The organism is Geoglobus sp. (assembly GCF_054018175.1).
This window is the reverse complement of record NZ_JBPLZQ010000064.1, coordinates 1-25,657: the sequence shown is the minus strand read 5'-3', so window position 1 is coordinate 25,657 and position 25,657 is coordinate 1. Positions and strand designations below refer to the sequence as shown.

Genomic DNA, 25,657 nt, shown 5'->3' with positions numbered 1-25,657 from the left:
TCCCCTGAGGCAAGGTGGCTCGTCGCTGTTGATGTCCCACGGTCTCGATATTCCCACGTAGCAGTCCCTCCTCTCTTTCCTCTCCCTCAGCTTCCGAATCACTGCATGTAATTGATCCACCCTCACGTCATCCATCTCGCAGTACCTGGCCCTTTCGGCGTAGGTGTACGTTTCTCCCTCCTTCAGTATGCTCTCCCTCACTTCTTTGTCTATTGCCTTGGCGTGTATCACGTAGTCGTGGGCGTACTCTACTCCGTACTTCCTGGTGAATGGCGCTTTATCGTGGATCTGGTTGTCCTCCGGGTTTTTCACCTCGATAAACAGTCTGTGCACGTACCTGCTCTCCTCCTGACCCTCGAACAGCTCGCCCCACTCCGTTCTCTTCACGTCTCCGTGGTAGTAGATGTTTTCTAAGGCGGAATGCCATGCTGAGGACAGGTAGTCCTCAACAATGTGGGTTCCGAGCCTGTGGAATCCGAAAAATTCCGCGTACCTCATTCTCTCCACCCTCTCGAGGTCTCTCTCGTAGATGTGGGGTATGGATATCAGCATTGCAGCGCTTCCCGTTTCGAGCCCGGCCTTTCGGGAAACCTCCTCGAGAATGTGGCTGACGAAGCTGAAGTTGGGTATGAAGTAGCTGACCGCATCGAGGGACCTCACGAAAGCCGTCGCGTGGAGTTTACCGTCCGCATACAGAAGACTTATCTCCGTAATCGCGGGAGGTGTGTCGCAGAGGTGGTCCTTTGGTCTCCAGACCGGTATGGACACTCTTCTCGTGTAGGGGACGTTTTTCAGCTTCTCCACGGCACTCTCCATGCACTCGCCCACCCTCTCGCCGTAACTCTCCCCGCACGCTCTCCACCCGCTTGAGTCCGGCTCGAAATCGGATGCGGGATTTTCAGAAATGACTAGCTGTGGTTTTCCTCTGAGCTCAGATCCGTACTTTGACCTGAACTTCCAGTTTTCGTCCAGTATCTGGGAGATCAGCATTTTCTGAAGCTTCTCGGGGTCTTCTGCAATCAGCATTCAGAACACCTCAATATCCTCTGACCGGAAAAACTTAACATTTACCCGAAAGCCTTATTAACAATTCAGTGTGTCTGGGGAACAGGCGCCGGTGGTGTAGCCTGGCTAACACAGGGGCTTGCCGAGCCCCTGCCCCGGGTTCAAATCCCGGCCGGCGCACTCACCTTTTTGAGAGCTGGGTTCAGGTTAGCACAATTTTCTGGGTTTTTGACGCAATCGTGGGGAAAATGCGGGTAAATGTGGAGATGGTAGAAGCCGTGGGGAGCTTGCCTGAACGTGACAGCATCTAAAAAATGAGTTTCGTTCACACGAGCTTTGCCCTCTGCCTGAACTCGAGCTTCACCTTCAGTTTCTTCTTGGGACCGCTGCACTTCACCTTGACCTCCACGGGCTCGTTGAAGCTGAACGCGATGTCGCCGTCCTGGGTGCTCAGCTTCACGATCCCCTCTCCTTCAACCTGATCAGCGAGCTTTCTGAGGAACTCGGCAAGCTCACTCCTGTTCAGGTGCGCCTCGTACTCAACCTCCTCACCGCTGAACACATCAACCACCGTTCACATGTGGTTCGTGCTATTTAATGAAAATTTCGAAATTTTCGTGCCCCTCAAAAACATTTTTTAACACCCGGCATACCTATGGGGGGCGGTAGGATGAATGGCGTGAGAGTTGGTGTTGAGGAGAAGCTACCCTACTCCAGAGCTGTGGTTCTCGGTTTTCAGCACGTTCTCGCGATGTTTGGCGCTACGATCACGGTTCCCCTCGTCGTCGGCAACGCAATCGGGCTGAGCCAGAAGGACATTGCACTGCTGATACAGGTCGTGCTGCTTGCGATGGGGATTGCGACGATTCTCCAGACGACCATAGGTTCGAGGTACCCGATAGTTCAGGGGTCGAGCTTCGCGTTCATTCCCGGGCTCATAAGCATCGGCAGCTCGAGCGGCCTTGCAGCTGTTGAGGGAGCGCTGATTGCCGGAGGTATTGTTGAGGCGGTTTTCGGCGGTTTCGGCATCGTTGGGAAGCTCAAGAAGCTGTTTTCGCCGGTCGTTACTGGCGTTACGATAATGCTCATAGGCTTCTCTCTCGCCCATGTTGCTGTGAAGTACACGTTCAACTTCTTCGCAGACCCGAGTGGTGAGAGCATACCCAGGGCCGTCGCGATTGCTCTGATAACGTTCTCCGTGACAGTGGTGGTTGCTCTGAAGTCGAGAGGTGCGCTCAGGGCGATGCCGGTCATAGTCGGTGCGGTGGTTGGCTACCTGGTCAGCATACCTCTCGGAATGGCTGACTTCACCCTCGTCAGCGAGCTACCAGCGTTCAACGTTCCAACTCTCCTCCCGTGGGGGACACCGACCTTTGAGGCCTACGCCATAATAACCCTCCTGTTCGCGTTCATGGTGAGCATAATCGAGAGCGTTGGAGACTATCACGCGATTTCCGCGATATCCGAGACTCCGATAACCAACAGGCACATCAACAGGGGAATAATGAGCGAGGGTATCGCGTGTTCGATCGCGGGAATACTGGGAGCATGTGGTACGACGAGCTACTCGGAGAACATAGGCCTCGTTGCCCTCACAAAGGTTGCGAGCAGACAGGTGGTGCAGATTGGCGGACTGATACTCATCGCGATCTCGATGTTTCCGAAGTTCTCTGGAATTCTCGCATCGATCCCCCAGCCGGTTCTCGGCGGTCTGACGATAGCGCTTTACGGCATGATCAGCGTTACCGGGCTCAGGCTTATAAAGGACAAGGTGGAGCTCAATGACAGGAACATGCTGATAATTGCCAGCGCGCTGATAGTAGGACTCGGAGCTCCCCAGCTTCCACAGGAGTTCCTCGAGCACTTTCCGAAGATCATAGCCAGCATACTTGAGTCCGGGATGGCTGTGGGGGCGCTAACTGCGATAGTTCTGGATCAGGTTCTGAGGTGATGGTATGATAAGGGATGAGAGGTGGGATGGAGTCTACACGATGGAGGACTCACCGTATCTGATGGAGGTTCTGACGGAGCTGAGGGACAGGGAGACCGACTCCATAGGGTTCAGGAAGGGCCTCGTGAAGCTCGGCAGGTTCATGGGTTACGAGATCATCAAGACCATGGGTGTCGAGAAAAGGAGGGTCGAAACTCCGCTTGAAGAGACTGACGGCATCGTTGTGGTCGACAGAAGGAACGTGGTGATAGTCACAGTTCTCAGGGCAGCCGTGCCGCTGATGGAAGGCCTCGTCAAGGTTTTCGAGCACGCGAGAATAGGTATCGTCTCTGCCGTACGTGGGAAGGCCCCGGACTTCGAGGTCGAGATGAACTACATCAAGATCCCCCAGATAAAGGAGGAGGACACCGTCATCATCGCAGATCCCATGATCGCAACAGGGTCCACGCTGATAGAGGTCATCAGGGAGGTTAAGAAGTACGGAAGCCCGAAGAGGCTGATCGTGCTCGGTGTGCTGGCGGCTCCAGAGGGGATAGGCAGGATAAAGGAGGAGTTTCCGGAGGTTGAGGTATTCGTTGCCAAGGTTGACAGGGAGCTGAACGAGGACGGCTACATCCTTCCGGGACTTGGAGATGCTGGAGACAGGACGTTCGGTTCTCCGCTAAAGCTGTCCACACTCCCTCAGCTGCACAGCTTTGACTAACTCTTTCTCAACCGCTCGATTTCTTTTCTTATTTCACCGATCACTTCGGTGTTGTAAATCTCTTTTCTGTTGTCTTTTTTGACTGAGAAAACGACGAAAACTTTTCCACCCATCTGTTTCTCGAATTCTTTGTGCGTCCTCTCCAGCCAGCTCTTCCACTTGTGAATTTCAGGGGTCTGCTCGTATGTTATCGGTTTGATCTGGATGCCAATGTACTTGCCGTTTACTTCGATGTAGAAATCGACGTTGTAAAGTCTGTCCCACTCGTCTGGAGCTGGTTTAACTTCGACACCAAGCATTTTCTGAAGCTTGCCGTAAATAGTTCTGATTTCGTTTAGATATCCATCATACGTTCTGTTTATCACGAGGTTGTGGATGTACCTCACGCAATCCTCTTCTGTGACTTCTTCTATCTCTGCCTGAATGACTTCGGTTATTTTCACGTATAGCTTCCTTCCAAGCTCTTTGAGATATTCTCGAGGAGGTAGGTCAATTCCCTTTGCTTTTAGGAACTTCGAAAGCTTGTCTAGGTAGTATTTCTCCCATTCAGATACCTCTCGTGGACTGCACTCTCGAATCCACTGGGAAACTGGACCGACACTGTTCTTTTTGTTGAGTCCCCATCTATTTGTCGCTATGTTCAGTATCCATTCCTTGGCCATGCTGATCACACGCTTTCAAGCTGAATAAACTTACGCTTCATCCTGTACTCCTTTTCTCTATCTGCAATCGCCAGACCGGATTTTATCATGTATGCGTTTATGAAAATTTTGTTCTTGAGGTATACGTATGCCTCCACGTTATCCTTTTCCGGCTCACATCCGTTATCAAATCGCAGAAACACATCCTTTCTGAGGACGTAATTTTTTAAATATTCCACAGCCCCATCCTTGTTTGTGACTTCCACGCCTAGGAGCCTGACCTTCAGCCCCGTATCGAGCTTTATCGTGCGCTCATCCAGTATCTCGACCACCTTGTACAGACGTTCGCCGTTGAACTTCAGCATTTTCGGATCGATTTTCGGCTTTGCGTCTTTAATTCTCGGTACGTAATCCACCTCATCTACATCAATCCTTTCCGTTCGCTCCGTTATCTCCACGTTATTGCTGAATCCCAGCAGACTGTTCTTCAGACCGAGCTTTTCCCTGATTATGCTCAGAAACTCCCTGTTTATCTCGTACCCGATTCCGTTTCTTCCCAGATCCAGAGCGGCTTTTACGGTGGTCCCACTTCCAAGAAACGGGTCTAAAACCACGTCGCCAACGAAGGTGTACATTTTTATGAGCCTTTTCGGCAACTCTTCGGGAAACATCGCCTCATGCCCGATCTGTCTTGCTCCACCAAAATACCAGTGACCGTAAAAGTACTCTTTCCACTCTTCCTTGCTGAGTTTGGACATTTCTTTCGTTTCCCGGTCTACCTTTGGACTCTTTCCTGGTTTTTTGAAAATTAATATGAACTCGTAGTCTATCTCTATCATTCCGTTTGGCGGATAGGGGTATGAACCCATCACATTGGCCCCACCTGTGGTGTTCATAGTGGTTTTTTTCTGCCATATTATTGCCCCCATGTAGTCAAAGCCGATATTCTCGCACATCGCTATGAATTCCGCATGGAGGGGGATTATTTTGTATCTTCCGTAGATTATAGATCGGGCGAACTGATCGCCAATGTTGATGCACAGCCTTCTCCCGGGCTTAAGCACTCTGTAGCACTCCTTCCACACCCTGTACAGGTCTTTCAGGTATTCGTGGAGTGTCTGTCCGTAACCGATCTGCCCTTCGACTCCGTAATCCTTTATATGCCAGTATGGGGGAGAGGTTACCACAAGGTCGATGCTTTCATCGGCTACTTCGATCATTTTTCTGCTATCTCCGATGATGATCTTGGCCCAGTTATCCATTAAACTCATGTTTTTGGCGTTACTTAATAACTTTTTCACATCTGAGTTCGCCGATTTATTTGTTCTGACCGCTTGCCACGACAAACCTTTTTAAGACAAACCGTCTATTTTGCCGAGATGACGACGTCCAACAGAAAACTCGATCACATAAACATATGCCTGAACGAGAGCGTCGAGTCCAGTTACACCGGGTTTGAGGATGTCATGTTCATCCACAATTCACTTCCGGAGGTCAACTACGACAGTGTTGACCTGCAGGTTGAATTTTTCGGGAAGAAGCTCAACGCCCCTTTCCTGATTGCCTCGATGACTGGGGGTCATCCTGACACGTATGAGATTAACCGAAATCTGGCCATAGCAGTTGAAAACGCTGGAATCGGGATGGGGGTGGGAAGTCAGCGCGCCGGAATAGAGGACGAAAGCGTAGCGGACACCTTCTCGGTCGTGAGAGAGCACGCGCCAAATGCGTTCATCTACGCAAACATAGGCCTTCCCCAGATAATCGAAAAGGGAGTCGAGTATGCGGAAAGGGCTGTTGAGATGATAGACGCCGATGCGATCGCAATTCACCTCAACTTCCTTCAGGAGATAGTTCAGCCCGAGGGAGACACGAACGCCTCTGGAGGCTACGCGGCGATAAGGGAGGTGGCGAGCGAGCTTAAGGTTCCTGTCATAGTGAAGGAGACCGGCGCCGGAATATCGAGGGAAGTGGCCTTCAGCATGAGGGAGGCTGGAGTAAAGGCCATAGACGTTGGAGGTAAGGGCGGTACGAGCTGGAGCGGCGTTGAGGTTTACAGGATAAACGACGGTTTGAAGAGGGAGGTCGCGCAGGACTTCTGGGACTGGGGAATCCCGACCGCTTTTTCGGTAATTGACTGCCACGATGTCCTTCCTGTGATTGCCACCGGAGGAATAAGGAGCGGTATTGATGCGGCGAAGGCAATTGCCCTCGGTGCGAAGATCGCGAGCTCAGCCCTTCCGTTTCTGAGACCTGCAATGAAGGGTCCTGAAGACGTGGAGAGGAAGATTGCATACTTCATCGAGGGCCTGAAAAAGACCCTCTTTCTGACGGGTTGCTCGCACGTTTACGATCTTCACAGGACTCACATATTCGTTCACGGCCTTCTGAGAGAGTGGATAGAATTCAGGGAGTTTGACCTGTTTGAGTTTGTGAGGAGGAGGTTCCATGATTTCTGAAGTCATACGGGAAAAGGCCGAACTTGTCAACCGTGAGATTGAGAGGATTCTCAGCGTTAAAGAGCCAGAGGGGCTTTACAGGGCAACCAGGCACTACCTGAAGGCAGGTGGAAAGAGGCTCAGACCGGTCATAACACTGATAGCCGCAGAGGCTCTCGGAAAGGACAGCAGAAAAGCTCTCCCGGCAGGTATAGCGATCGAGACGATCCACAACTTCACTCTGATACACGACGACATAATGGACGAGGACGAGATGAGGAGAGGGGTTAAAACAGTGCACATCCTCTACGGAGTTCCAACTGCAATTCTCGCCGGAGACACCCTCTATGCTGAGGCTTTCGAAATTCTTGCGATGAGCGACGCAGAACCTCAGAACGTGGTCAGGGCAGTCAGGAGCCTCGCAAGGGTCTGCGTGGAGATATGCGAGGGCCAGTACATGGACATGAGCTTTGAGGAGCGCGCTGAGGTGAGCGAGGAAGAGTACATAGAGATGGTCAGAAAGAAGACGGGCGTGCTGATAGGAATATCCGCCTCGATTCCGGCAATTCTGTTCGGTGAGGACAGAAAAGTCGAAGAGGCTCTCTGGAATTACGGCATTTACTCCGGAATAGGCTTTCAGATTCACGACGACCTGCTCGACATAACCGGAAGGGACAAGATCGGCAAGGACTGGGGGAGCGACATCGTTGAGGGAAAGAAGACGCTGATCGTCATCAAGGCGTTTGAGCAGGGCGTCGAGCTCGAGACATTCGGGAAGGGGAAGGCCAGCAGCGAGGAGCTCGAGAGGGACATAAACAGGCTCTTTGACTGCGGAGCTGTGGATTACGCGAAAAAGAAGGCGAGGGAGTACATAGAGCTTGCAAAATCCCAGCTCGACGTTCTTGATGACACTCCTGCGAGGTCCTACCTTCTGGAGCTTGCGGACTACCTGATAGAGAGGGATTACTGATGGACGACGTCATCTGGAAGCATGTTGTGATCAACGCCAAGAAGTACGGAAAGCCGAACGAGAAGGCAGTCATAGGCAAGGTTCTTGCGGAAAATCCCGAGCTCAGGAAAAATGCCAAGGAGGTTCTCGAGAGGATAAGGCAGGTGATCGCCGAATTTGAAGAGCTGGATGAAGACGAGAGGGAGGAGCTGTTCAGCAGGTACTCTGAGGAGAAAAAGGAGGCTAAGAAGGGCTACCAGCTTCCACCACTGCCTCACGCAGAGAAAGGAAAGGTCGTGATGAGGTTCGCCCCGAACCCCAACGGCCCCCCAACTCTCGGCTCTGCGAGGGGCATAGTGGTGAACAGCGAGTACGCGAAGATGTACGATGGCAGGTTCATTCTCCGCTTCGACGACACCGATCCGAGGACAAAAAGACCGCTGCTTGAGGCTTATGACTGGTACATCGAGGACTGCGAGTGGCTTGATGCAAAGCCGGATGAAGTCGTGTATGCGTCCAGGCGAATAGATATGTACTACGACCACGCTGCGAGACTCATCGAGATGGGGCATGCCTACGTGTGCAAATGCTCGAGGGACGAGTTCAGGAGGTACAAGGATGCAGGCACGGCTTGCCCCCACAGAGACAGGAGCGCTGAGGAGAACCTCGAGGACTGGGAGAAGATGCTCAGCGGGAATTATGGTGAGGGCGAGGCGGTTCTCAGGATAAAGACCGACATGGCCCACAGGGATCCTGCTGTCAGGGACTGGGTGGCGTTCAGGATAATCTTCTCCGACCACCCCCTCGTTGGGGACAGGTACGTGGTCTACCCCACCCTCGACTTTGAGTCCGCAATAGAGGATCACGTTCTCGGAGTGACCCACATCCTGAGGGGCAAGGACCTTGCGGACTCTGAGAAGAGGCAGAGGTACATCTACGACTACTTCGGATGGAAATACCCTGTTGTAAGGCACTGGGGAAGGATAAAGATCCACGAGTTCGGAAGGCTTTCCACGAGCGAGATCAGGAAGAAAATTGAGGAGGGTGTTTATGCGGGCTGGGACGATCCGGCTCTGCCGACGATAAAATCACTGAGGAGGAGGGGCTTCGAGGCTGAGGCGATCAGAAAATTCTTCCTGTCTCTTGGGGTTGGGGAGAACGACGTGAGTGTTAGCCTGAAGAACCTCTATGCTGAGAACAGAAAGATTGTTGATGAGAGAGCAGAGAGGTACTTTTTCGTCTGGAACCCTGTCAGGATTGAGATCGAGGGCATAGAGGCTGTTGAAGACGTTGAGCTTCCACTTCACCCGTCGAGGGACATTGGAACGAGGAAGTTGAGAGGTGAGAGCGTCGTTTACATAACCAGGGACGATTACGAGAGCCTTAAGGGCAGAGAGGTCAGGCTGAAGGGGTTCTGCAATGTGAGAATCCAGGAGGATGGCAGGGCTGTGTATCTTGGAGACGAGGTCGAGGGAGCAAGGAAGGGCAGAAACATCATACACTGGCTTCCTGAATCGCAGGCACTGAGGTGCGAGGTTCTGACCCCCGATGGAATGGTCGAGGGGCTTGCAGAGAGCAACGTGAGAGGGGCGGTAAACAAGGTCGTACAGTTCGAGAGGTACGCTTTCTGCAGAATTGAGGAGGTCAGCGATGTAGTGAGGGCGGTATTCACCCACCCGTGATTTTTTCCAGTTTTTTACCCACACCGTCACCTCTCTGCATGCAGGATTTCCCTCAAAATTGGTACCTCTCTGACCTTCCTCCTGTCGAGGAACTCGGAGAGGATGCCACCTGGCCTCGAACGACGGTTTTTCGCTCTGACGATTGAGCCAGGAGTGATGATGTAGTCAAGAGAAACGTCATGGGGCGTTTGAGGTAGCGAGTTACTGACGATCTGGATTTCGTGAACTGTTGTGACCACCGGAACGTCCCTGCTCACGAGCCCCAGCTCTGCGAGAATTGCAAACTCGAGGTCTCCGTACCCTTCACCCTTCCCCAGCCTCTCTCCGTGGACGTTCACGGCCACGCTTCCCTCAACTATGAGGTCCACGCTCCCAATTTCTATGAGGTCCCGGGCGGTCCTCACCCTCTCTCCCCATTTGAACGCGCCCCTTATCGTAGCAGCTCCACTCAATCTCGACTCGGGAACTCTTTTCGGGTCGATGACGAGAAATCCCTGCCTGATCCTTGGAGTTGGCATCATCAGGGTTTTCCCGTCAGAAAGCGCCTTCAGCCTGACGCTCCACTGAGGGCTGTCAGGGTCAATCTTTACGACCTCTGCATCCCTCCACTCTCTGATTTCGTCGAGGAGCTGTCCGCATTTTTCCGAGCCAGCGAAGTTGGGAATCCTGCCGTGGGGAGGAAGTGGAAACCTCGCTATCTTCATTTCGAGCATCCTGTCCCAGATCAGTTTTCGTATTCTGCTCTTTTCTTCTCTGAGGCTTTCGTAATCTTTTTTCATGGTCTTTCCCTCTCATTCCGGAATGTCTCCAAAGTTTTTATAAACCCACAGACCGAAGTGCAGAAAGATTTAAAACCACACGACGGAATGGCTGAGAAGCCGATGAATGATGAACCGGTGTGAAGGAGGTGGAATGAGATGGTGTATGTCAGGTTTGACGTTCCTGAAGAATTGCAGAACGAAGCTCTCGTGTTGCTGCAGAAAGCGAGAGAAACTGGTAAGGTGAAAAAGGGGACGAACGAGACGACGAAGTCTGTGGAGAGGGGTCTGGCGAAGCTCGTGTACATTGCCATGGATGTTGACCCTCCAGAGGTCGTGGCACACCTGCCGCTCCTCTGTGAGGAGAAGAACATCCCGTACATCTACGTCAAGAGCAAGGAGGACCTCGGAAAGGCGGCTGGTATACAGGTAGCCTGTGCTGCCGCAGCAATTCTCAGCGAGGGCGAGGCGAAGAAGGAGCTCGAGGATGTTGTTTCAAAGGTGAGCGGACTCAAGAAATAATTTCAATCTTTTTGAGGTGATGGTTTATGGCCGAGGATGAGGACATTCAACCAGCCGAGGTTGTTGAGATCGTAGGCAGAACGGGAATGCACGGCGAGGCCACGCAGGTTAAGGTGAGGGTGCTCGGTGGTGAGAACAAGGGAAGGATCATCACGAGGAACGTGTTTGGCCCTGTGAGGGTTGGAGACGTTCTCATGATCAAGGAGACGGCAAGAGAGGCGAAGAAGCTGGCAGTGAGGTGATAGTGTGGCAGTGGAGAAGAGGATCTGCTCGTTCTGCGGTGAGGAGATTGAGCCCGGGACGGGCAAGATTTACGTCAGGAGGGACGGCAAGATCCTCCACTTCTGCTCAAGGAAGTGCGAGAAGAACATGGTCGTCCTGAAGAGAAATCCGAGGAAGCTCAAGTGGACCAGGTACTACGTCAGGGGGCAGTGAGATGGAGGTCGAGAGGACATTCGTGATGGTCAAGCCCGATGGGGTTCAGAGAGGGCTGATCGGAGAGGTGATCTCCCGGCTCGAAAGAAAGGGCCTCAAGATCGTCGCGATGAAGATGCTAAGGATTCCAAGGGAGATGGCGGAGACTCACTATGCCGAGCACAGGGAGAAGCCGTTCTTCGACTCGCTCGTGAGCTACATAACCTCCGGTCCGGTTGTGGCGATGGTCGTTGAGGGCAAATCCGCGATAAGCGTAGTGAGAAGCCTGGTGGGCAAGACAAACCCCGTCGAAGCCGAGCCGGGAACGATCAGGGGAGACCTCGCATTGGATATTGGCAGGAACGTGGTGCACGCCTCGGACTCGCCGGAGTCGGCCAGGAGGGAGATCTCCATATTCTTCAGCGATGACGAGCTGATCGATTACGCCAAGGTTGACGAGGACTGGGTTTACGAGAGATGAAGGTCCTCAGAACTCCGATAGTGGCAGTGCTTGGACACGTTGACCACGGGAAAACTACCCTACTGGACAGGATCAGGAGGAGCAACGTAACTGCCAAGGAGGCAGGGGGAATAACGCAGCACATAGGTGCGACGGAAATACCCCTCTCGGCGATAAAGGAGATCTGCAGGGACATCTGGAATGTTAACGTGGTCATACCAGGCCTGCTCTTTATTGACACTCCCGGTCACAAGGCGTTCACGAACCTGAGGCGGAGGGGCGGGGCTTTAGCTGACCTCGCGATTCTGATAGTTGACATCAACGAGGGATTCAAGCCCCAGACAGAGGAGGCTCTGATGATACTCAAAACATTCAAGACACCCTTTATCGTTGCTGCCAACAAGATAGACAAGATCCCCGGATGGCAGAGCAACGAGGGAATGCCGTTCATGAAGAGCTACGCGATGCAGGACGACGTGGTGAAGCAGAGGCTGGACAACAGGATTTACGAGCTGATCGGGGAGCTTTACCAGCGCGGTTTTTCTGCAGACAGGTTCGACAGAATAAGGGACTTCACGAGGAACGTTGCCATCGTTCCAATCTCTGCGCTAACGGGCGAGGGAATTCCGGAGCTGCTGATGCTGCTCGTCGGACTTGCGCAGAGGTACCTGGAAAGCTCACTCAGGCTGCACGTCGAGGGTAGGGCGAGGGGCACGGTTCTCGAGGTGAAGGAAGAGAAGGGGCTCGGACTTACGTTTGACGCGATTCTCTACGACGGGACGCTGAAGGTTGGTGACAGGATTGCGATAGGTGGCGTAGAGGGCGTCATTGTCACGCACGTGAGGGGAATCCTGAGGCCGAGACCTGCGAGGGAGATGAGGCTTTAGAGCAGGTTCAAGAGCGTGGATAGCGTCACTGCGGCTGCGGGAATCAAGGTCGTCGCCCCCGACATCGAGGGCGTTCTCGCGGGCAGTGAGTTTGAGGTGGTTGAGAGCGATGAGGATGTCAAGGCCTTCGAGCAGAGGATAAAGAAGGAGTACCAGGAGATAGCGATAGAGACCGACGAGGAGGGTGTGGTCATAAAAACCGACACTCTCGGCTCCCTCGAGGCACTGATAAATGAGTTCAGGGAAATCGGAATCCCCATAAAGAAGGCGGATGTTGGAGACATAACGAAAAAGGACGTGGTTGAGGCGTCGGCAAACAGGGACGAGCTCAACAGGGTCATAATCGGATTTAACGTGAAACTTCTGCCCGGAGTGGAAGAGGAGGCTGCTAAGTACGGTGTCAGGCTTTTCATCGATCAGATCATCTACAGCCTCATAGACAACTTCACCCAGTGGAGAGATGAGGAGAAGAGGCTCAGGGAAAGGCAGAAGATTGAGTCAATAATAATGCCCGGCAAGATTCAGCTCCTGAAGAACTACATATTCAGGAGGAGCAAACCCGCTGTAATAGGGGTCAAGGTTCTGGCCGGTGAGCTCAGGAAGGACGTGAGACTCATCCGGCCTGACGGCACCCCTGCAGGGGTTGTAAGGAGCATGCAGAAGTCTGGAGAGAACATATCCACTGCGAAGGAGGGTGACGAGATCGCCGTTGCCATTGATGGGGTGACAATAGGCAGACAGCTTGAGGGCGATGAGGTTCTCTTCGTGGATTTGCCGGAAAGGCACGCAAAGGTGATAGAGCGGGAGCTCATGGAAACGCTGAGTGAGGCTGCGAGGAGCGCGTTTTTGGAGTTTCTCGAGATTAAGAGGAAGGATAATCCCTTCTGGGGTAAGTGAGGTGATGCGAGATGGAGTTTAAGGTTGTGATTTCGGATCCGTCAACCGGGAAGGCGTATCAGAAGGTTGTTAGCGGAGCGAACGCGAACAAGCTGATAGGGAAGGAGGTTGGGGACGTTATAAACGGAACGGTCGTCGAGCTTCCTCCGGACTACGAGCTTCAGATTACGGGGGGGAGCGACAAGGACGGGTTCCCGATAAGGCCAGACATCCCCGGTCCGGTCAGGAAGAGGATACTCCTCTCCGGTGGTGTTGGCTACAGGCCCAAGGAGAAGGGCATCAGGAAGAAGAAGATGGTCAGGGGCAGGGTGATAACGAGGGACATCGTTCAGATAAACATGAAGGTGGTAAAGCACGGTAAGGTTCCGCTGGAGGAGTACTTCAAGGGTCAGCAGGAGTGAGCATGGGGGTTCTGGAGGACAAGGCAAGGGCGAGGAACTTTTACAGGTACTTTTCCAAGGTATATGACTTTGTAAACCCATTTTTCTACTCGCACGAGATGCGCAGAACCGTCGTGGACATGGCGAAGGTCGTGAAGGGTGATCTGGTTCTTGAAGTTGGATGCGGTACCGGTTTCACCACTGAGGAAATCGCCAGGAGGGTTGGGGAGGAAAACGTCGTTGCGGTTGACCTGACACCGGAGCAGATGGAGAAGGCGGTGAGGAGATTTGGCGGCGCGGAGTTCCTCAGGGGGGATGCGGAGAACCTCCCATTCAGGGACAGCGTGTTCGATGCGTCGATATCAGCAGGTAGCATAGAGTACTGGCCCAATCCGCAGAAGGGCGTGCAGGAGATGGCGAGGGTTACGAAGAGCGGTGGAAGGGTGGTGATCCTCGCACCGAGAAAACCTGACAACATGCTGGTGAGGAAGTTTGCGGAGAGCATCATGCTTTTCCCGTCAACCCAGCAGATGGTGCTCTGGATGGAGAAGGCGGGTCTCGAGGACATAAGGTATGTCGAGATGGGCCCGTATTCCTTCTGGAGCAAGCTCGTTGTGATAGTCTCTGGAAGAAAGCCATGAGGTGGTGTTGTGGACACTGCAAACGACTTCAGAATAAGGCTCGCCGAGAAGGCGCTGGAGGAGCTTGAAAAATCCCTGAACAACATTAAGGTCCAGAGGAGGAAGGAGCTGGTAAGGGCGGTTTCCGGGATTAAAAGTGAGATTCAGATAGTCAAGTACTCTTACATGCCGTTTGAGGAGCTTGCAGAGTTCGAATCAACCGTCAGAATCTCCGAAACGGCAAAAGGCATTCTCGATGCTGTTTTGAAGGCGGAAAGAGATTTTCACCAGCTCAATTCAAAATACTGGCTCGAGTACCTCGCCCACCTCCCGGCCCTGCTGAGGAGGGGTCAGATAGAAAAGGCCTTCGAAGCGGTGAGGTACTTTTCTGGGGAGATCGTCTCCACCGTTCAGATCTCCGACGGCCTGTGGCTGTGTTCATTTGACTGCGGATTCAAAATGGAAGTGGTGACGAATTCACAGGAATTCAGGGCAGGCAGAAATGCCGTGGTGAGCCACCTACCACCGAGACAGTTCGGGGATGTGGTGAGCGAGGGTATGTTCGTTCCGGCAGAGCTGGACAGGACTGGGGAGCTTGACCACTCGGAGATCCTGTCGATAAGGGACAGGCTGGGAGAGGTGGAGGCGATAGTGCTCTCCCTGCTACAGCCCTAAGTACTCCTTCACCTCCTCCATCCTCACGTTTTCCCTCACGAGTTCCACGATCCTCTTCACCTTCACCTCCCCTGCCAGTCTTGCCCTCCCGAATATCTGCTCGAGCATTGTCATTGTTGTGAGCGTGTCCTCGCTCACGAGGATAACGGGAACGCTCCTCTCTTCGGCCATGGAGAGGATTATCCTCTCCGGTTCGAGGTTACCCGTGAGAATGAGGCACTTTATGTTCTGCACCTCGAGTGCAACTCTCAGAATGTCACTTCTGTCTCCTCCAGTTATCAGGGCGGCGTTTCTCGTCTCCCTGAAGTACTTCAGCGCGGACTGGGGAGACATCGCCCCTATTATCAGGTGCTCTATGACCGTGTCCCTCTCCGGACGGACGAGAAACTCTCCGTTCAGAGCGTCTCTAATCTCGCTCACGAAGACGCCGGCGAGCACCGGGTCTCTCGGGAGCACCCCTACTACGCGAAGTCCCGCGTTCTCGAGGACCTTCGTCGAGATGGCCTGCACGTACGTGGTCTTGTATCCCGAGAGCTGGTTTATTATCACCTTCCTGAGCCTCTCACCGAACACGTCCTTGGAGTTCAGGAGCTTGTCCACCACAAAGTCGGTTCTGTATCTGGCGACCATCAGGACTCTAAGGTCAAGCATCTCAGCTATCGACGGATCGCCGATGCCTATCGCCCTCCCGGTCTTGTAGTCCGCGGAGCCTTCAACGAACACGACATCCTTCCCGCCGGACACCTCGCTGTACTTTTCCAGGATCTTCCTCTTTATCTCGACCGCATCAACGTACGGTATGAACTCGATGTACGGCCTGTCGAGAACTATGCCCGTGACGTCCTCACTCAATCCGAGGTTTCTCGCGGTTGTGCACGCATCCTCGTCTACCGGCTCCCCGTCCCTCATCACCGTGTTCACACCAAATGGTTTGAAGTATCCTACCTCGTACCCCTCCTCCTGGAGGATCCTGCCAAGCGCAACGATAATTGAGCTTTTTCCGGAGTACTCCTCAACTGACGAGATCAGAATGCTCCTGACCATCTTCCCTCCCCTCCAGGACCATCCTGGCGTCGACAACAACGCAACCGCTCTCGAGAACCTTGACGGGGTTCAGGTCCATCTCCACAACCTCCTCGTTTTCCACTGCCAGGACAGAAACCCTGACGAGAACATCCGCAAGTGAGCTGATATCCATCCTTTTTGCACCCCTGTAACCGCTCAGTAATCTGTATGCCCTAACTTTTTTAATCATTTCCATGGCGTCTCTCCTCGAAAGTGGGGCAACGCGAAACGTCACGTCCCTGAAGACCTCCACGAAAACTCCTCCCAGCCCGAACATGATCACCGGACCGAACGACGGGTCTCTCTTAACGCCCACGATCACCTCAACTCCTCCGCCTACCATCTCCTGCACGAGGACTCCGTCGACTCTCGCGTGCGGGAATTTTCTCTCGATGTTCAGCATCATCTCTCTGAACGCCCTTTCGACCTCACTTTCAGATACGTTCAGCCTGACACCTCCGGCGTCACTTTTGTGAACTATGTCCGGTGACAGAACCTTGAGGGCTACGGGGTATCCAATCCTGTCCGCCACCTCCCTCGCCTCTTCAGGCGTCCTCGCGATCCCCCACTTTGCGACCGGGATTCCGTATGCGGACAGGAGCTCCATGGCTTCAAGACCAACATAGCCTGGGCCGTGCCTCATGATAAACTCCCTCGCAGTTTCTCGGTTTGCGTGAATCTCTGGATGCTCTTCTCTCCTCCTCCCCACCATCCTGCTGTAATCCTCCACCACCTTTATTGCTCTGATCGCTCTTGCAGGGTCGAAGAAGTTTGGAATCCCCTTCGCCCTCGTCACCCTCACGGCATCCTCGACCGACCTTCCACCCATCATGCAGGTGATCACCGGCTTTCTGGCGTCAAGAACGAAGCGGGCGCACTCGGTGAAGTTCAGGGTGTCCGAGGGGGTGAGTATGGTCATCAGGACACCCACGTTTCCGTCATTCTCAACTATCTTCAGCGCCTTCCCGAACCTCTCGGAGTTGGCATCTCCTAGTATGTCAACCGGGTTGTAAAATCCGGAGTGGGGTGGAAGGACCTTTCTCAGCTCTTCGACAGTTTTGCTCTCGAACCTCGCCATCTCCACACCGTAGGTGTCTGCGAAATCCGAGGCTATGACACCCGGACCACCGGAGTTGGTTATTATGGCGAGCTTCCCGCCCCTCCTGTACCTCGATAGCGTGAGGGCGAAGTCGAAGAGCTCTTCCACTGTTTCAGCCACAACTGCTCCGCACTGATCGAATGCCGCCCTGTATATCTCGTAGTTACCTGCAAGGCTGCCGGTGTGGCTTGATGCTGCCCTCGATCCACTCTCAGTTCTCCCTGACTTGAGCACGATCACGGGCTTTTCCCTGAAAACGCTCTCCACGACTCTCATGAACTCCCTGCCTCGCGACACGCTCTCCAGGTACAGCACTATTACCTCCGTCTGCTCGTCCGTTGCCAGGTATCTTATGAAGTCCACCTCGTCCAGCACCGCCTTGTTTCCCAGGCTTATGACCTTGCTGAACCCTATGCCTGCGTGCTTTGCCCAGTCAATCACGGCGAGAATGAACGCTCCAGACTGGCTCAGGAAGGCTATGTTCCCGCTATCCGGCACCTCTCTTGAGAATGTCGCGTTCAGCCCAATGTCCGTGTTTATCACGCCCAAGCAGTTGGGCCCGACCAGGTTGATTCCGTACCTTTCAGCGATCTCAGCGACCCTGTTCTCAAGCCTCATCCCCTCCACGCCCGCCTCTCTGAATCCGGCGGAGATGACCACAGCGTTTCTGATGCCTTTTTTTCCAATCTCCTCAAGTATGCCCGGTACGGATCTTGCGGGGGTTACCACCACAGCGAGGTCCACCCTTGGCATAGAACTAACGTCCCCGTAACACCTCACTCCGTCAACCTCTTCGTAGTTCGGGTTTACGGCTATGATTTCTCCCCTGAACGACGACTTCAGGTTTCTCAGGATGGTGTTGCCGACCTTTCCCCTCCTGGGGGTGGCACCGATTACCGCAATGCTCTCCGGGTAGAACAACCCGTCCATCACTCCCCAATACGCGGGATGTTTAAAAAAGGTGGCACGTGCTGAAAAATTGACTAAAAATTATAAATATTTTGAGGAACAGAATGTGCAGGGGGATGATCGATGGAGAGAGATGTTGTTTTCGCAGGTGTCATGGTGGTCTCAGCCATAGTTCTCACCTGGAAGTGGCTTTCGCTGTACGACAATGTTGACGGGATCGTGATCTTCTCGGCTTTCATGCTGACGCTGTCTCTCAGCCTGCTCCTCATAAGCATGGAGTACAGAATGCAGAAGATGAAGGAGGAGTTCGAGAGTGTGAAGAGAGCGGTGGCGATAAACTCCGCGGACCTCGAGGAGAAAATAGAGGGCAAGATAAGGGCGTACATGGAGTCCATAGAGTTCAGACTCGACAGGATTGAGAAGAGGCTGTACAGATAAAGCTATTTTAATTCTCGCTTTACTGGAGATATGGGATCTGATATTGGCGAGATCTTCGAGAGGGAGAGTGTAGAGCTGGAGCACTTCTCAGGGAGAAGGATAGCGATAGACGCCTTCAACACGATCTACCAGTTCATCACAACCATCAGACAGCCTGATGGCACCCCACTGAGAGATTCTCAGGGGAGAATGACCTCTCACCTCTCCGGCCTGCTTTACAGGAATGCCAACATGATAGAGAACGGAATCAGGCCCGTGTACGTTTTCGATGGAAAACCTCCCGACTTCAAGGCGAGGGAAATCCAGGAGAGGATTGAGAGGAAGGTCGAGGCAGAGGAGAAGTGGAAGGCCGCGCTGGAGAGGGGGGAGGACGGGAAGAAGTATGCCATGATGGCCGCGAGAATAGACGAATACGTGGTGACAACGTCGAAGAAGCTCCTGAACCTCCTGGGAATTCCCTGCGTTGACGCGCCGAGTGAGGGTGAGGCTCAGGCCGCTTACATGACTTCGAAGGGTGACGTGGACTACACCGGGAGCCAGGACTACGACTCCCTCCTCTTCGGATCACCTTTTCTGGCGAGAAACCTCACCATCACGGGGAGGAGGAAGCTGCCCGGAAGAAACGTTTATGTCGATGTCAGGCCCGAGGTCATATCCCTTCAGGATAACCTGAGAAGGCTTGGCATAACAAGGGAACAGCTTGTGGACATCGCCATTCTTGTCGGCACGGACTACAACGAGGGAGTCAGGGGTGTTGGAGCGAAAAAGGCTCTCAAGTACATAAAGACATACGGTGACGTCTTCAAGGCCCTGAGGGCTCTGAAGGCGAGCATAGACAATGTGGAGGAAATACGTGAATTTTACCTGAACCCGCCGGTAACAGATGACTACGAGATTTCCTTCGGAAAACCGGATGTTGAGGGCGTGATCGAGTTCCTGTGTGAGGAACACGATTTCAGCAGGGACAGGGTGGAGAAGGCGGTTGAGAAGATTGCCGAAAATCTGGCCGCAAGCCAGATGACTCTCGACAGGTGGTTCTGATGCACGGGCATGATGTTTTGAGGGAGTACTCTGTGAGGGTCGTCACCGTGTCCACATCGAGGTTCGAGAGGTACGGCAGGGTTGCGGGTGTTGAGAACATACCCGAGGACGACACCTCCGGAAGGCTGATAGTGGACAGCTTTGGAGACAGGGTGAAGGCATACCTCCTGGTTCCGGACGACGTTCAGGAGATCAGGAGAGCCGTGATGGAGGGAGACGAGGATGTCGTGATAATCACCGGCGGTACGGGGCTGAACCCGAGGGACGTCACCGTAGAGGCGGTCGAACCTCTTTACGACAGGAAGATCGATGGGTTTGGGGAGATCTTCAGGTTCGAGAGCTTCAAGGAGGTTGGCTACAGTGCCCTGCTTTCAAGGGCCACTGCAGGAATAGTTGGGAGCAAGGTGGTTTTCTGCCTTCCAGGATCGAAAAACGCGGTGAAAAAGGGCGTCGAAATAATTCAATCTGTGGTTACCCACGTGCTCTCTCACGCAAGGGGTATGCGATGATCGTCCGGTACGAGGTTTTCGACGAAGACTACATCCCGGAGGAGATACTCTTCAGGGACGGTCAGATAAGGAGAATCGCCTTCAACCTGAAGCCTGCTGAGCAGGGCAGCAGACCCGTGAACATGCTCTGCCTCGGACCGCCTGCGACTGGCAAGACCACCGTGATGAGGTACGTGATGAAGATGAGCGGTGATGTGGTCAGGGGAGTCTACGTGAACTGCCAGTTTTACCAGAGCAGACAGCAGCTCTTTCTCAAAATCTTTGAGGCCCTGTACGGATACACGCCACCCCCCGGCATATCCTTTCAGAAGCTCTACGCATCAATTCTGAAGAGGTCCGTGGAGAGCGGGGAGGTCCTGCTGATAGTGCTCGACGACATCAACCTCCTTCCGCAGAAGATGATGAACGAGGTGCTCTTTCCGATTCTGAAGGGACACGAGGAGATGGAGGGGTTCAAGGCGGGGATTGTCGGGATATCTACAGACATGAGGATCTCGGCCTCCTTCGATTCGAGGATCGCCTCGGTGTTCCATCCCGACGAGGTAGTTTTTCCTGTCTACGACCTCGAGGAGATGCTGGAGATACTGCGGAGGAGGGCGGTGGAGGGAATCATCGGCGGCAGGGTTAGCGATTCGGCCCTTGAACTCGTAGCTGAGAAGGCGTTTGAGTACCTCGACCTCAGGCTGGGCATAAACCTGCTAAAGATGGCGGTTCTCAGTGCAGAGAGGAGTGGAAGGAACACCGTCACCGTAGAGGACGTTGAGGAGAACATCGAGAGAAGCAAAAGTGCGTTCTTCAGGAAAATGATCACCGCTCTCAGCAGGGAGGAGGCGGACGTCCTGCTCGCCATCTACACGACCGGCGAGAGGTACATGGGAAACATCTACGCGATGTTCAGAGACAGGATGGGTTACACGAAGTTCTACGAGATAATACGGAAGCTGGAGAACCTGAGGCTCATCGACACGGCGACGAAGTATGAGAGGGGGCTGAAAAGGTACATCGTGAGGAGGTTCAGAGCGGAGGAGGTCCTCTCCGCTATTGACGAATTCCTGAAATGATCCTCATCACTTCCGCAACGCTCGCATCGGTTTTGAAAGACGTCCCTCCGAACCTCGTCCTTGACGCCCTGTAGCCGTGCTCCCTGAGAGCGTTTATGACCTCGTCGATTGGTGGTGGGGATATTCCGAGCCTCTCAGTCACGGTGTGGACGTCGTAGTGCGTCACCACGTCCAGCTCACCTTCTATCGCCGAGAACAGCTTCCCGACCCTGCCGTCCTTTGGTAGGTTCTCAACGAACTCCCTGCTGTGCAGCTCCCCGAGCCAGAGCGGGCCGTACATTCTGAATCTGTCTCCGCACGAGCAGTACCTGTCCGGGGTTTCGAAAACGCTGATCGCAGTCCTGTTTCCACACTTCCTGCAGTGGAGGACGTAACCCATCTTCTCGTACACCTTTCCGGCCATTCTGCTGGACTTTCTGACCCTCAGGTGGACCCTGTAGTAGTGCTCTTTGGCCCAGGATACGAGAACCTCGGCGTATTTGTCGTACTTCGTCATCTCGCTCACGACCTTTCCTATGAGCACTCTGAGGCCGTTTTCGTGGTAGTACTCAGTTTTCTCGACGAAGGCTCCGTACTTTCTCAGCCCCGACACGGGAGCGCTTCCGCAGAGGGCAGACGTGTCGGTGGCCGTGATGCTGAGAAACTTCCTCGCCGACCTGCTCGCCGGGTCTATGAACTCTGCAGGTGAACCGAACGGGTCGAGGTCAACGTGATCGTAGCTTCTCTCTCTCATAAGAGATGCAGCGTCCCTGTTGTGCACCTCTGCACTGAGACCGTTGATTCTCAGGTTCTCGGCTATCACCTCCACCGCCCGCTTGTCTATGTCGTTGAACTCCACCCCATCGAACCCTGCCTCGAGCATCGCCCTTATTCCCCTCACACCACTCGCGGCGAGCGCGTCGAGGTAGCTTCTGCTTCTCAGGAGCCTGAATACCTCCATGTCCGCGGTTCTGCAGAACTCCATGCGGGGGTTGTAGAACACTCCCTCCGTCTTTATTCTGGCCTTGCCCTCAACTATCAAGGCTGTTCAGCACCTCCCTCACGAGAGAGTCCCTGTTATCCCGGGTGATCTCAAAAACCCTGAACTCCTTCTTTATCCTGAGCACGAGCGGGTGAGTGGAGCAGTAGTGGACCGTGACGAGCAGGTTGTCCTGCGCTTCCACCAGCCTGCTCATAGCGCTGACGAAGCTCCTGCTCTTGAGCTCCATCGGTCCAACCTCGTCTATCACCGTCAGGTCCGCGCTGGAGTAATCGCTCAGAATCCTCTCCGAAACCCTATCGACGCTCTCCACGTAAACCACGTACTTCCCAACTCTTGGAAACCCCTCACCCACCCTCGCGAGACTGAACCTCTCTCCACTCTTCAGATCGACGATCTCGAAGCCCACCCTCACTCCGCCCTCTCTGATCTCTTCCGTGACGAAACCTCTGACGTCCAGTATGTCCCTGAGCGCCTCGTAAACCTTCAGGCAGAGTGTGGTTTTCCCCGTACCCGGTTTTCCGGTAATGGCGACCCTCATCACTCCAGAACTACCAGCACGTCTCCTGTCTCGACCCTCTGTCCTTCGGTGACCTTTATCTCTCTGACCTTCCCGGTGGATGGTGCGACGATCTCGTTCTCCATCTTCATTGCCTCGAGTATGAGGAGCGTATCTCCTGCCTTTACCTCATCACCTTCCGAGACGATGATTTTGATTATCGTTCCAGGTAGCATGGCCCTGACAACCTTCTGCCCCAGGTCCGCGGCCTTCTCCTTATATGCAGGGTAGGTTCCCCGAACGGACTTTATGACCTCCTCTTCGACCTCGACCTCCACGACCTTGTCGTCGACCTTCACCTTGTACAGGGCGTCCGAGACCTTCTCAACCTCTGCGTAGTAGACGTTGCCTGAAAGCGTGACCTTGAACTTTTTCATGCCCCTCTGTTCTCTCGAGAATTTTAAACACTTTCGATATCTACCCTCAGGTGGTTTCTTATTCCTTCTCTTTCCAGAAGTGATCTGGAAACTATGTACTCGTCTTCGGTCTCCCTCTTGGTTCCGACAATGAGGTAGAGCTTTCCGTCGATCTCCTCCACCTGCCCGTACGCCTCGAGCACCTCTCCGCGGAACACCTGGCCCGCGTAGGTGTGGGTAAAGCTCAGAACCGCGCTGACTCTCTCGTGCCTGACAGGATAGTAAGCGGGGTAGTCGAAGATGTCCCGGTCTTCAACAACCTCGGCCACTATCTTCATCTTTCCGAGCTTCTTTCCGACCTTTTCTGGAATGTCCCTGCTCAGCTCCCCGTAACCCCTTACGTAGAGCAGGTCGAAGTAAGTGCTCCCTATGAAAGCCCTGTGAAACTTCCTCCTCTCGTGAGCTAAGAAGGCGTCGTAGCTTAAAGGAGGTTTTCTCTTTCTGTAGATGAACTCCCACGTGTCGTCGTCCGGCTCTGACAGCCTTCCAGATTCGATACCCTTCCTTATCCTCTCTCTTGCCGCGAACCAGTACCTTCCATAGACAACGAAATCCACGTCACTCTCGCTTCCCATGAGCCCTATCAGCCTCGAGCCCGTGACACCCATCTCGCTCGTCGGAATCCCTGACAGGAACTCCACGACCCTTCTGACCTCCGAGTCGATAACATCGCCGAGCCTTTCTTCCGGTTTGAACACCTCGTCGATTTCGCTGTATTTTACCCTGAACACTCCCTCTGATTTGCTGAAAAACCTCTCCCCGGCTTTCAGGGCCTCACCGTGGGTGAGCTTCCTGTACTCGACCCCGTCTTTGAACCTTCCACCCTTTCCCGGAGCGTACCTCAGGAAGCACTTGACGCTCCCCTCGTTTCTGTAACCAACGACGGAGAAGTAGAGATCGCCCACCCTGATGAAGTCCCTGAGTCTGAGGGGTTTACCTGATAAACTGGGCATAGATCCTTCTGATCTCCTTGGCCTTTGCGCTTTTGCCCTCCTTTTTGAGGAGGCCTCCGTTTATCAGCTTTATTCTGGTTATCCTGTACTGCCTTCCCTCGACGGGCAGAATCTCGCCAACCGTGAACTCCACCTCTCCCGACGTGAAGATCTCGTAGGGTGTTGTGACCGGCCCCTTGTGCAGGCTTATCCTGACCTTGACCTCTCCCACGTCCCTCAGCCACACGGTCTCAATGTCCTCTGCTCTGGCCACATCCACTCGCTTTCCGTTTTTGAGTTCCAGCGAGGTTATCTCCCCTATCCTGTATCCATCTCCAACCTCGACTACGATCTCCTCTCCCCTTGTGAGGGTCTCCGACACCGGGACCTCGACCTTTCCCCTCTCGGAAACGTCGTCCCTGCTTATTATCGCCCTGATCTCTACCCTCTTCTCCGGAGTGACCTCCACCACGGATCCACAGAACTCGCACTGAAAAAGATTTCTGGATGGGTTTAGCAGGTTGTGAGGAGTTTCCTCTTTACACGAATCGCAGTAAAGTTCCCTTTTCATTTTTTACAGCTCGTCAAGCAGTTTATTCATCTCCTCGGCCTTGTTCCTGAGTGCCTGAAGGGCCCTCCGTGCTATTTCCCTTACCTCCATCTGCCCGACGGACTCGACCCTGAAAACGTAGTCGTTAGTCTCGGTGATCTTTATGGCGTTCTCGTCACAAACCCTGAGGCAGTCTCTGCAGAGCGAGCACCCGTACTCGTTTTTAACCACGATCTTTCCGTTTTCCTCGGCAAACACGTTCTTCGGGCAGATCTCGACGCACCTTCCGCAGCTGGTGCACTCCTCGCCTATCTCCACCTTTCCGAGCAGCCTGTACGTGCAGACAGATACTGGCTGGAACTTCGCATGCTCTCTGCCGAAACCGAGTCTCGCAACTGCCTCGAGCATCAGCTGCTGTCCCTCGTAGAGCTCCACCACAGGGATGTTGTCGAAAACTGGCCGCGTTTCCGGATCGTCGGAGATGAAGTCTCCCGAGTAGACCACTTTTGGCCCCTCGACATTGAGCCTGAGCGACACCTGGCAGCTCGGACACCCCTCTCCCTGACAGACGCAGCTCTCCTGGAGGTTGAACTTGTCTATGTTCGTCTTGAGGGGTATCAGTCCTATTCTGTGGGCGAGGATCTCGTCGTAGAGGTAGGATGAGTTCATATAGAAGTCCACGTAGTCCACTGCAAGTGTCGGCACGTGGCTCTTCATGGCTCTCCTCCAGGCGTTGGCAAACGCCGGATTCGAGTCCCTCAGGATGAACTCTGCCGAGAAACCGTCATCTCTGACAAATTCCACTTTCATGGCAAAACACCGGGATCAAAAATGAGGAAGGGTCGTTAAACCCTCCTTCCCCTCTTTCCACCCTTGGGCCTTGTTCCGTCGTGCGGTATCGGTGTAACGTCCTCGATTCTGCCTATCTTCAATCCAGCCCTCGCGAGAGCTCTTATCGCTGCCTGTGCACCTGGACCGGGGGTCGTGTGCTTGTTTCCGCCCGGTGCCCTAACCTTTATGTGGACACCCTCTATTCCCTTGTCCTTGGCGATCTCAGCAACCCTCAGTGCTGCCTGCATGGCTGTGTACGGGTTTCCCTCGTCTCTGCCTGCCTTCA

At 53.8% G+C, this 25,657-nt stretch carries 30 protein-coding genes, 1 tRNA gene and 1 pseudogene; 18 read left to right on the top strand and 14 right to left on the bottom strand.

The features are described 5' to 3' along the window. Positions 1-1,026, bottom strand: a 1,026-nt coding sequence (locus ACXJJC_RS05325) for a thymidylate synthase (RefSeq protein WP_456369928.1), incomplete at its 3' end; no start/stop codon positions are given. An 85-nt stretch (positions 1,027-1,111) separates the two neighbouring features. Here ACXJJC_RS05325 and ACXJJC_RS05320 point away from each other — a divergent pair. After that, positions 1,112-1,185, top strand: a tRNA-Gly gene (locus ACXJJC_RS05320). Between the two features lie 145 nt (positions 1,186-1,330). Here the strand turns inward: ACXJJC_RS05320 and ACXJJC_RS05315 are convergent. Continuing rightward, positions 1,331-1,576: an amphi-Trp domain-containing protein gene (locus ACXJJC_RS05315; RefSeq protein ID WP_456369927.1), complete on the bottom strand. Its 246-nt coding sequence runs from the start codon at positions 1,574-1,576 to the stop codon at positions 1,331-1,333. A gap of 99 nt (positions 1,577-1,675) precedes the next feature. Here ACXJJC_RS05315 and ACXJJC_RS05310 point away from each other — a divergent pair, with 99 nt between their 5' ends. Continuing rightward, a complete protein-coding gene (locus tag ACXJJC_RS05310) occupies positions 1,676-2,956 on the top strand; it encodes a uracil-xanthine permease family protein (protein WP_456369925.1) in 1,281 nt (426 codons plus the stop codon). A 4-nt stretch (positions 2,957-2,960) separates the two neighbouring features. Next, a complete protein-coding gene (gene upp / locus ACXJJC_RS05305; RefSeq protein WP_456369923.1) occupies positions 2,961-3,659 on the top strand; it encodes a uracil phosphoribosyltransferase in 699 nt (232 codons plus the stop codon). On the opposite strand, the gene ACXJJC_RS05300 is transcribed toward upp, so the two are convergent. Both ACXJJC_RS05300 and ACXJJC_RS05295 read right to left on the bottom strand, forming a co-directional pair. After that, positions 3,656-4,321 (bottom strand): MjaI family restriction endonuclease, encoded by a 666-nt coding sequence (locus tag ACXJJC_RS05300; protein ID WP_456369921.1) that lies wholly within the window; start codon positions 4,319-4,321, stop codon positions 3,656-3,658. The two genes, upp and ACXJJC_RS05300, sit on opposite strands and share 4 nt — an antisense overlap. 5 nt (positions 4,322-4,326) lie before the next feature. Next, on the bottom strand, positions 4,327-5,562 hold the full coding sequence (locus tag ACXJJC_RS05295) for a DNA methyltransferase (RefSeq protein WP_456369919.1): 1,236 nt from the start codon (positions 5,560-5,562) through the stop codon (positions 4,327-4,329). A 117-nt stretch (positions 5,563-5,679) separates the two neighbouring features. On the opposite strand from ACXJJC_RS05295, the gene fni reads away from it, so the two are divergent. The 3 genes from fni to ACXJJC_RS05280 are packed head-to-tail and all read left to right on the top strand — an operon-like array spanning position 5,680 to position 9,369. Further along, positions 5,680-6,759: a type 2 isopentenyl-diphosphate Delta-isomerase gene (fni, locus tag ACXJJC_RS05290; RefSeq protein ID WP_456369917.1), complete on the top strand. Its 1,080-nt coding sequence runs from the start codon at positions 5,680-5,682 to the stop codon at positions 6,757-6,759. Further along, the gene (locus ACXJJC_RS05285; protein WP_456369916.1) at positions 6,749-7,708 is read left to right on the top strand and encodes a polyprenyl synthetase family protein; all 960 of its coding nucleotides are present in this window, start codon (positions 6,749-6,751) and stop codon (positions 7,706-7,708) included. The genes fni and ACXJJC_RS05285 overlap by 11 nt, the downstream gene beginning before the upstream one ends. Continuing rightward, positions 7,708-9,369, top strand: coding sequence for a glutamate--tRNA ligase (locus ACXJJC_RS05280; RefSeq protein WP_456369915.1), 1,662 nt, complete (start codon positions 7,708-7,710; stop codon positions 9,367-9,369). The genes ACXJJC_RS05285 and ACXJJC_RS05280 overlap by 1 nt, the downstream gene beginning before the upstream one ends. A 26-nt stretch (positions 9,370-9,395) precedes the next feature. Here the strand turns inward: ACXJJC_RS05280 and ACXJJC_RS05275 are convergent, their stop codons facing one another. Further along, positions 9,396-10,148, bottom strand: a complete 753-nt coding sequence (locus ACXJJC_RS05275) for a 5-formyltetrahydrofolate cyclo-ligase (protein WP_456369913.1) — start codon at positions 10,146-10,148, stop codon at positions 9,396-9,398. A 138-nt stretch (positions 10,149-10,286) separates the two neighbouring features. Between ACXJJC_RS05275 and rpl7ae the strand changes: the two genes are divergently transcribed. From rpl7ae to ACXJJC_RS05235, 8 genes and pseudogenes are all read left to right on the top strand, one after another. Further along, entirely contained in the window at positions 10,287-10,649 is a 363-nt protein-coding gene (rpl7ae, locus tag ACXJJC_RS05270; protein ID WP_456369911.1) for a 50S ribosomal protein L7Ae, read from the top strand. 26 nt (positions 10,650-10,675) lie between these two features. Continuing rightward, complete coding sequence (locus tag ACXJJC_RS05265; RefSeq protein WP_456369909.1) at positions 10,676-10,891, top strand: 30S ribosomal protein S28e; 216 nt, start codon at positions 10,676-10,678, stop codon at positions 10,889-10,891. Between the two features lie 10 nt (positions 10,892-10,901). Next, the gene (locus ACXJJC_RS05260) at positions 10,902-11,084 is read left to right on the top strand and encodes a 50S ribosomal protein L24e (protein ID WP_456369930.1); all 183 of its coding nucleotides are present in this window, start codon (positions 10,902-10,904) and stop codon (positions 11,082-11,084) included. Position 11,085: 1 nt separating this feature from the next. Further along, entirely contained in the window at positions 11,086-11,544 is a 459-nt protein-coding gene (gene ndk / locus ACXJJC_RS05255; protein WP_456369907.1) for a nucleoside-diphosphate kinase, read from the top strand. Beyond that, positions 11,541-13,307: pseudogene (gene infB, locus ACXJJC_RS05250) on the top strand (translation initiation factor IF-2). The gene ndk and the pseudogene infB overlap by 4 nt, the downstream one beginning before the upstream one ends. Before the next feature lie 11 nt (positions 13,308-13,318). Then, a complete protein-coding gene (locus tag ACXJJC_RS05245; RefSeq protein ID WP_456369905.1) occupies positions 13,319-13,708 on the top strand; it encodes a 30S ribosomal protein S6e in 390 nt (129 codons plus the stop codon). A 2-nt stretch (positions 13,709-13,710) separates the two neighbouring features. Beyond that, a complete protein-coding gene (locus ACXJJC_RS05240; protein WP_456369903.1) occupies positions 13,711-14,328 on the top strand; it encodes a methyltransferase domain-containing protein in 618 nt (205 codons plus the stop codon). Between the two features lie 9 nt (positions 14,329-14,337). Further along, complete coding sequence (locus ACXJJC_RS05235; protein ID WP_456369901.1) at positions 14,338-14,982, top strand: RNA-binding protein; 645 nt, start codon at positions 14,338-14,340, stop codon at positions 14,980-14,982. Here ACXJJC_RS05235 and ACXJJC_RS05230 read toward each other — a convergent pair. Then, the gene (locus ACXJJC_RS05230) at positions 14,971-16,026 is read right to left on the bottom strand and encodes a phosphotransacetylase family protein (RefSeq protein WP_456369900.1); all 1,056 of its coding nucleotides are present in this window, start codon (positions 16,024-16,026) and stop codon (positions 14,971-14,973) included. The genes ACXJJC_RS05235 and ACXJJC_RS05230 overlap by 12 nt on opposite strands. Beyond that, positions 15,995-18,076, bottom strand: a complete 2,082-nt coding sequence (locus ACXJJC_RS05225) for an acetate--CoA ligase family protein (RefSeq protein ID WP_456369898.1) — start codon at positions 18,074-18,076, stop codon at positions 15,995-15,997. The genes ACXJJC_RS05230 and ACXJJC_RS05225 overlap by 32 nt, the downstream gene beginning before the upstream one ends. A gap of 102 nt (positions 18,077-18,178) precedes the next feature. Here ACXJJC_RS05225 and ACXJJC_RS05220 point away from each other — a divergent pair, with 102 nt between their 5' ends. The 4 genes from ACXJJC_RS05220 to ACXJJC_RS05205 are packed head-to-tail and all read left to right on the top strand — an operon-like array spanning position 18,179 to position 21,104. Next, on the top strand, positions 18,179-18,493 hold the full coding sequence (locus ACXJJC_RS05220; RefSeq protein ID WP_456369896.1) for a hypothetical protein: 315 nt from the start codon (positions 18,179-18,181) through the stop codon (positions 18,491-18,493). Positions 18,494-18,523: 30 nt separating this feature from the next. After that, positions 18,524-19,534 (top strand): flap endonuclease-1, encoded by a 1,011-nt coding sequence (gene fen, locus ACXJJC_RS05215; RefSeq protein WP_456369894.1) that lies wholly within the window; start codon positions 18,524-18,526, stop codon positions 19,532-19,534. After that, on the top strand, positions 19,534-20,043 hold the full coding sequence (locus ACXJJC_RS05210) for a MogA/MoaB family molybdenum cofactor biosynthesis protein (RefSeq protein WP_456369892.1): 510 nt from the start codon (positions 19,534-19,536) through the stop codon (positions 20,041-20,043). The genes fen and ACXJJC_RS05210 overlap by 1 nt, the downstream gene beginning before the upstream one ends. Beyond that, positions 20,040-21,104: a Cdc6/Cdc18 family protein gene (locus ACXJJC_RS05205; RefSeq protein ID WP_456369890.1), complete on the top strand. Its 1,065-nt coding sequence runs from the start codon at positions 20,040-20,042 to the stop codon at positions 21,102-21,104. Before ACXJJC_RS05210 ends, ACXJJC_RS05205 begins: the two co-directional genes overlap by 4 nt. Here the strand turns inward: ACXJJC_RS05205 and ACXJJC_RS05200 are convergent. The 7 genes from ACXJJC_RS05200 to rpsK form a co-directional block, all read right to left on the bottom strand. Then, positions 21,082-22,125, bottom strand: a complete 1,044-nt coding sequence (locus ACXJJC_RS05200; RefSeq protein ID WP_456369888.1) for a tRNA (guanine(10)-N(2))-dimethyltransferase — start codon at positions 22,123-22,125, stop codon at positions 21,082-21,084. The two genes, ACXJJC_RS05205 and ACXJJC_RS05200, sit on opposite strands and share 23 nt — an antisense overlap. Then, a complete protein-coding gene (locus ACXJJC_RS05195) occupies positions 22,115-22,624 on the bottom strand; it encodes an NTPase (protein WP_456369886.1) in 510 nt (169 codons plus the stop codon). The genes ACXJJC_RS05200 and ACXJJC_RS05195 overlap by 11 nt, the downstream gene beginning before the upstream one ends. Continuing rightward, positions 22,624-23,019, bottom strand: coding sequence for a biotin/lipoyl-containing protein (locus tag ACXJJC_RS05190; RefSeq protein ID WP_456369885.1), 396 nt, complete (start codon positions 23,017-23,019; stop codon positions 22,624-22,626). Before ACXJJC_RS05190 ends, ACXJJC_RS05195 begins: the two co-directional genes overlap by 1 nt. Positions 23,020-23,042: 23 nt before the next feature. Beyond that, positions 23,043-24,011 (bottom strand): nucleotidyltransferase domain-containing protein, encoded by a 969-nt coding sequence (locus ACXJJC_RS05185; RefSeq protein WP_456369883.1) that lies wholly within the window; start codon positions 24,009-24,011, stop codon positions 23,043-23,045. Then, positions 23,992-24,561: an HVO_0476 family zinc finger protein gene (locus tag ACXJJC_RS05180; protein WP_456369881.1), complete on the bottom strand. Its 570-nt coding sequence runs from the start codon at positions 24,559-24,561 to the stop codon at positions 23,992-23,994. The genes ACXJJC_RS05185 and ACXJJC_RS05180 overlap by 20 nt, the downstream gene beginning before the upstream one ends. Before the next feature lie 3 nt (positions 24,562-24,564). Continuing rightward, positions 24,565-25,350: a DNA-directed RNA polymerase subunit D gene (locus ACXJJC_RS05175; protein ID WP_456369879.1), complete on the bottom strand. Its 786-nt coding sequence runs from the start codon at positions 25,348-25,350 to the stop codon at positions 24,565-24,567. 35 nt (positions 25,351-25,385) lie between these two features. Beyond that, positions 25,386-25,657: 30S ribosomal protein S11 (rpsK, locus tag ACXJJC_RS05170; protein ID WP_456369878.1), on the bottom strand; the 272-nt coding region annotated here is incomplete at its 5' end.

Coding starts and splice junctions, on each gene's coding strand:
- ACXJJC_RS05310 (WP_456369925.1), top strand. CDS start 1,676: ATGAATGGCGTGAGAGTTGGTGTTGAGGAGAAGCTACCCTACTCCAGA.
- upp (WP_456369923.1), top strand. CDS start 2,961: ATGATAAGGGATGAGAGGTGGGATGGAGTCTACACGATGGAGGACTCA.
- ACXJJC_RS05300 (WP_456369921.1), bottom strand. CDS start 4,321: ATGGCCAAGGAATGGATACTGAACATAGCGACAAATAGATGGGGACTC.
- ACXJJC_RS05295 (WP_456369919.1), bottom strand. CDS start 5,562: ATGGATAACTGGGCCAAGATCATCATCGGAGATAGCAGAAAAATGATC.
- fni (WP_456369917.1), top strand. CDS start 5,680: ATGACGACGTCCAACAGAAAACTCGATCACATAAACATATGCCTGAAC.
- ACXJJC_RS05285 (WP_456369916.1), top strand. CDS start 6,749: ATGATTTCTGAAGTCATACGGGAAAAGGCCGAACTTGTCAACCGTGAG.
- ACXJJC_RS05280 (WP_456369915.1), top strand. CDS start 7,708: ATGGACGACGTCATCTGGAAGCATGTTGTGATCAACGCCAAGAAGTAC.
- ACXJJC_RS05275 (WP_456369913.1), bottom strand. CDS start 10,148: ATGAAAAAAGATTACGAAAGCCTCAGAGAAGAAAAGAGCAGAATACGA.
- rpl7ae (WP_456369911.1), top strand. CDS start 10,287: ATGGTGTATGTCAGGTTTGACGTTCCTGAAGAATTGCAGAACGAAGCT.
- ACXJJC_RS05265 (WP_456369909.1), top strand. CDS start 10,676: ATGGCCGAGGATGAGGACATTCAACCAGCCGAGGTTGTTGAGATCGTA.
- ndk (WP_456369907.1), top strand. CDS start 11,086: ATGGAGGTCGAGAGGACATTCGTGATGGTCAAGCCCGATGGGGTTCAG.
- ACXJJC_RS05245 (WP_456369905.1), top strand. CDS start 13,319: ATGGAGTTTAAGGTTGTGATTTCGGATCCGTCAACCGGGAAGGCGTAT.
- ACXJJC_RS05240 (WP_456369903.1), top strand. CDS start 13,711: ATGGGGGTTCTGGAGGACAAGGCAAGGGCGAGGAACTTTTACAGGTAC.
- ACXJJC_RS05230 (WP_456369900.1), bottom strand. CDS start 16,026: ATGGTCAGGAGCATTCTGATCTCGTCAGTTGAGGAGTACTCCGGAAAA.
- ACXJJC_RS05225 (WP_456369898.1), bottom strand. CDS start 18,076: ATGGACGGGTTGTTCTACCCGGAGAGCATTGCGGTAATCGGTGCCACC.
- ACXJJC_RS05220 (WP_456369896.1), top strand. CDS start 18,179: ATGGAGAGAGATGTTGTTTTCGCAGGTGTCATGGTGGTCTCAGCCATA.
- fen (WP_456369894.1), top strand. CDS start 18,524: ATGGGATCTGATATTGGCGAGATCTTCGAGAGGGAGAGTGTAGAGCTG.
- ACXJJC_RS05210 (WP_456369892.1), top strand. CDS start 19,534: ATGCACGGGCATGATGTTTTGAGGGAGTACTCTGTGAGGGTCGTCACC.
- ACXJJC_RS05205 (WP_456369890.1), top strand. CDS start 20,040: ATGATCGTCCGGTACGAGGTTTTCGACGAAGACTACATCCCGGAGGAG.
- ACXJJC_RS05195 (WP_456369886.1), bottom strand. CDS start 22,624: ATGAGGGTCGCCATTACCGGAAAACCGGGTACGGGGAAAACCACACTC.
- ACXJJC_RS05190 (WP_456369885.1), bottom strand. CDS start 23,019: ATGAAAAAGTTCAAGGTCACGCTTTCAGGCAACGTCTACTACGCAGAG.
- ACXJJC_RS05185 (WP_456369883.1), bottom strand. CDS start 24,011: ATGCCCAGTTTATCAGGTAAACCCCTCAGACTCAGGGACTTCATCAGG.
- ACXJJC_RS05180 (WP_456369881.1), bottom strand. CDS start 24,561: ATGAAAAGGGAACTTTACTGCGATTCGTGTAAAGAGGAAACTCCTCAC.
- ACXJJC_RS05175 (WP_456369879.1), bottom strand. CDS start 25,350: ATGAAAGTGGAATTTGTCAGAGATGACGGTTTCTCGGCAGAGTTCATC.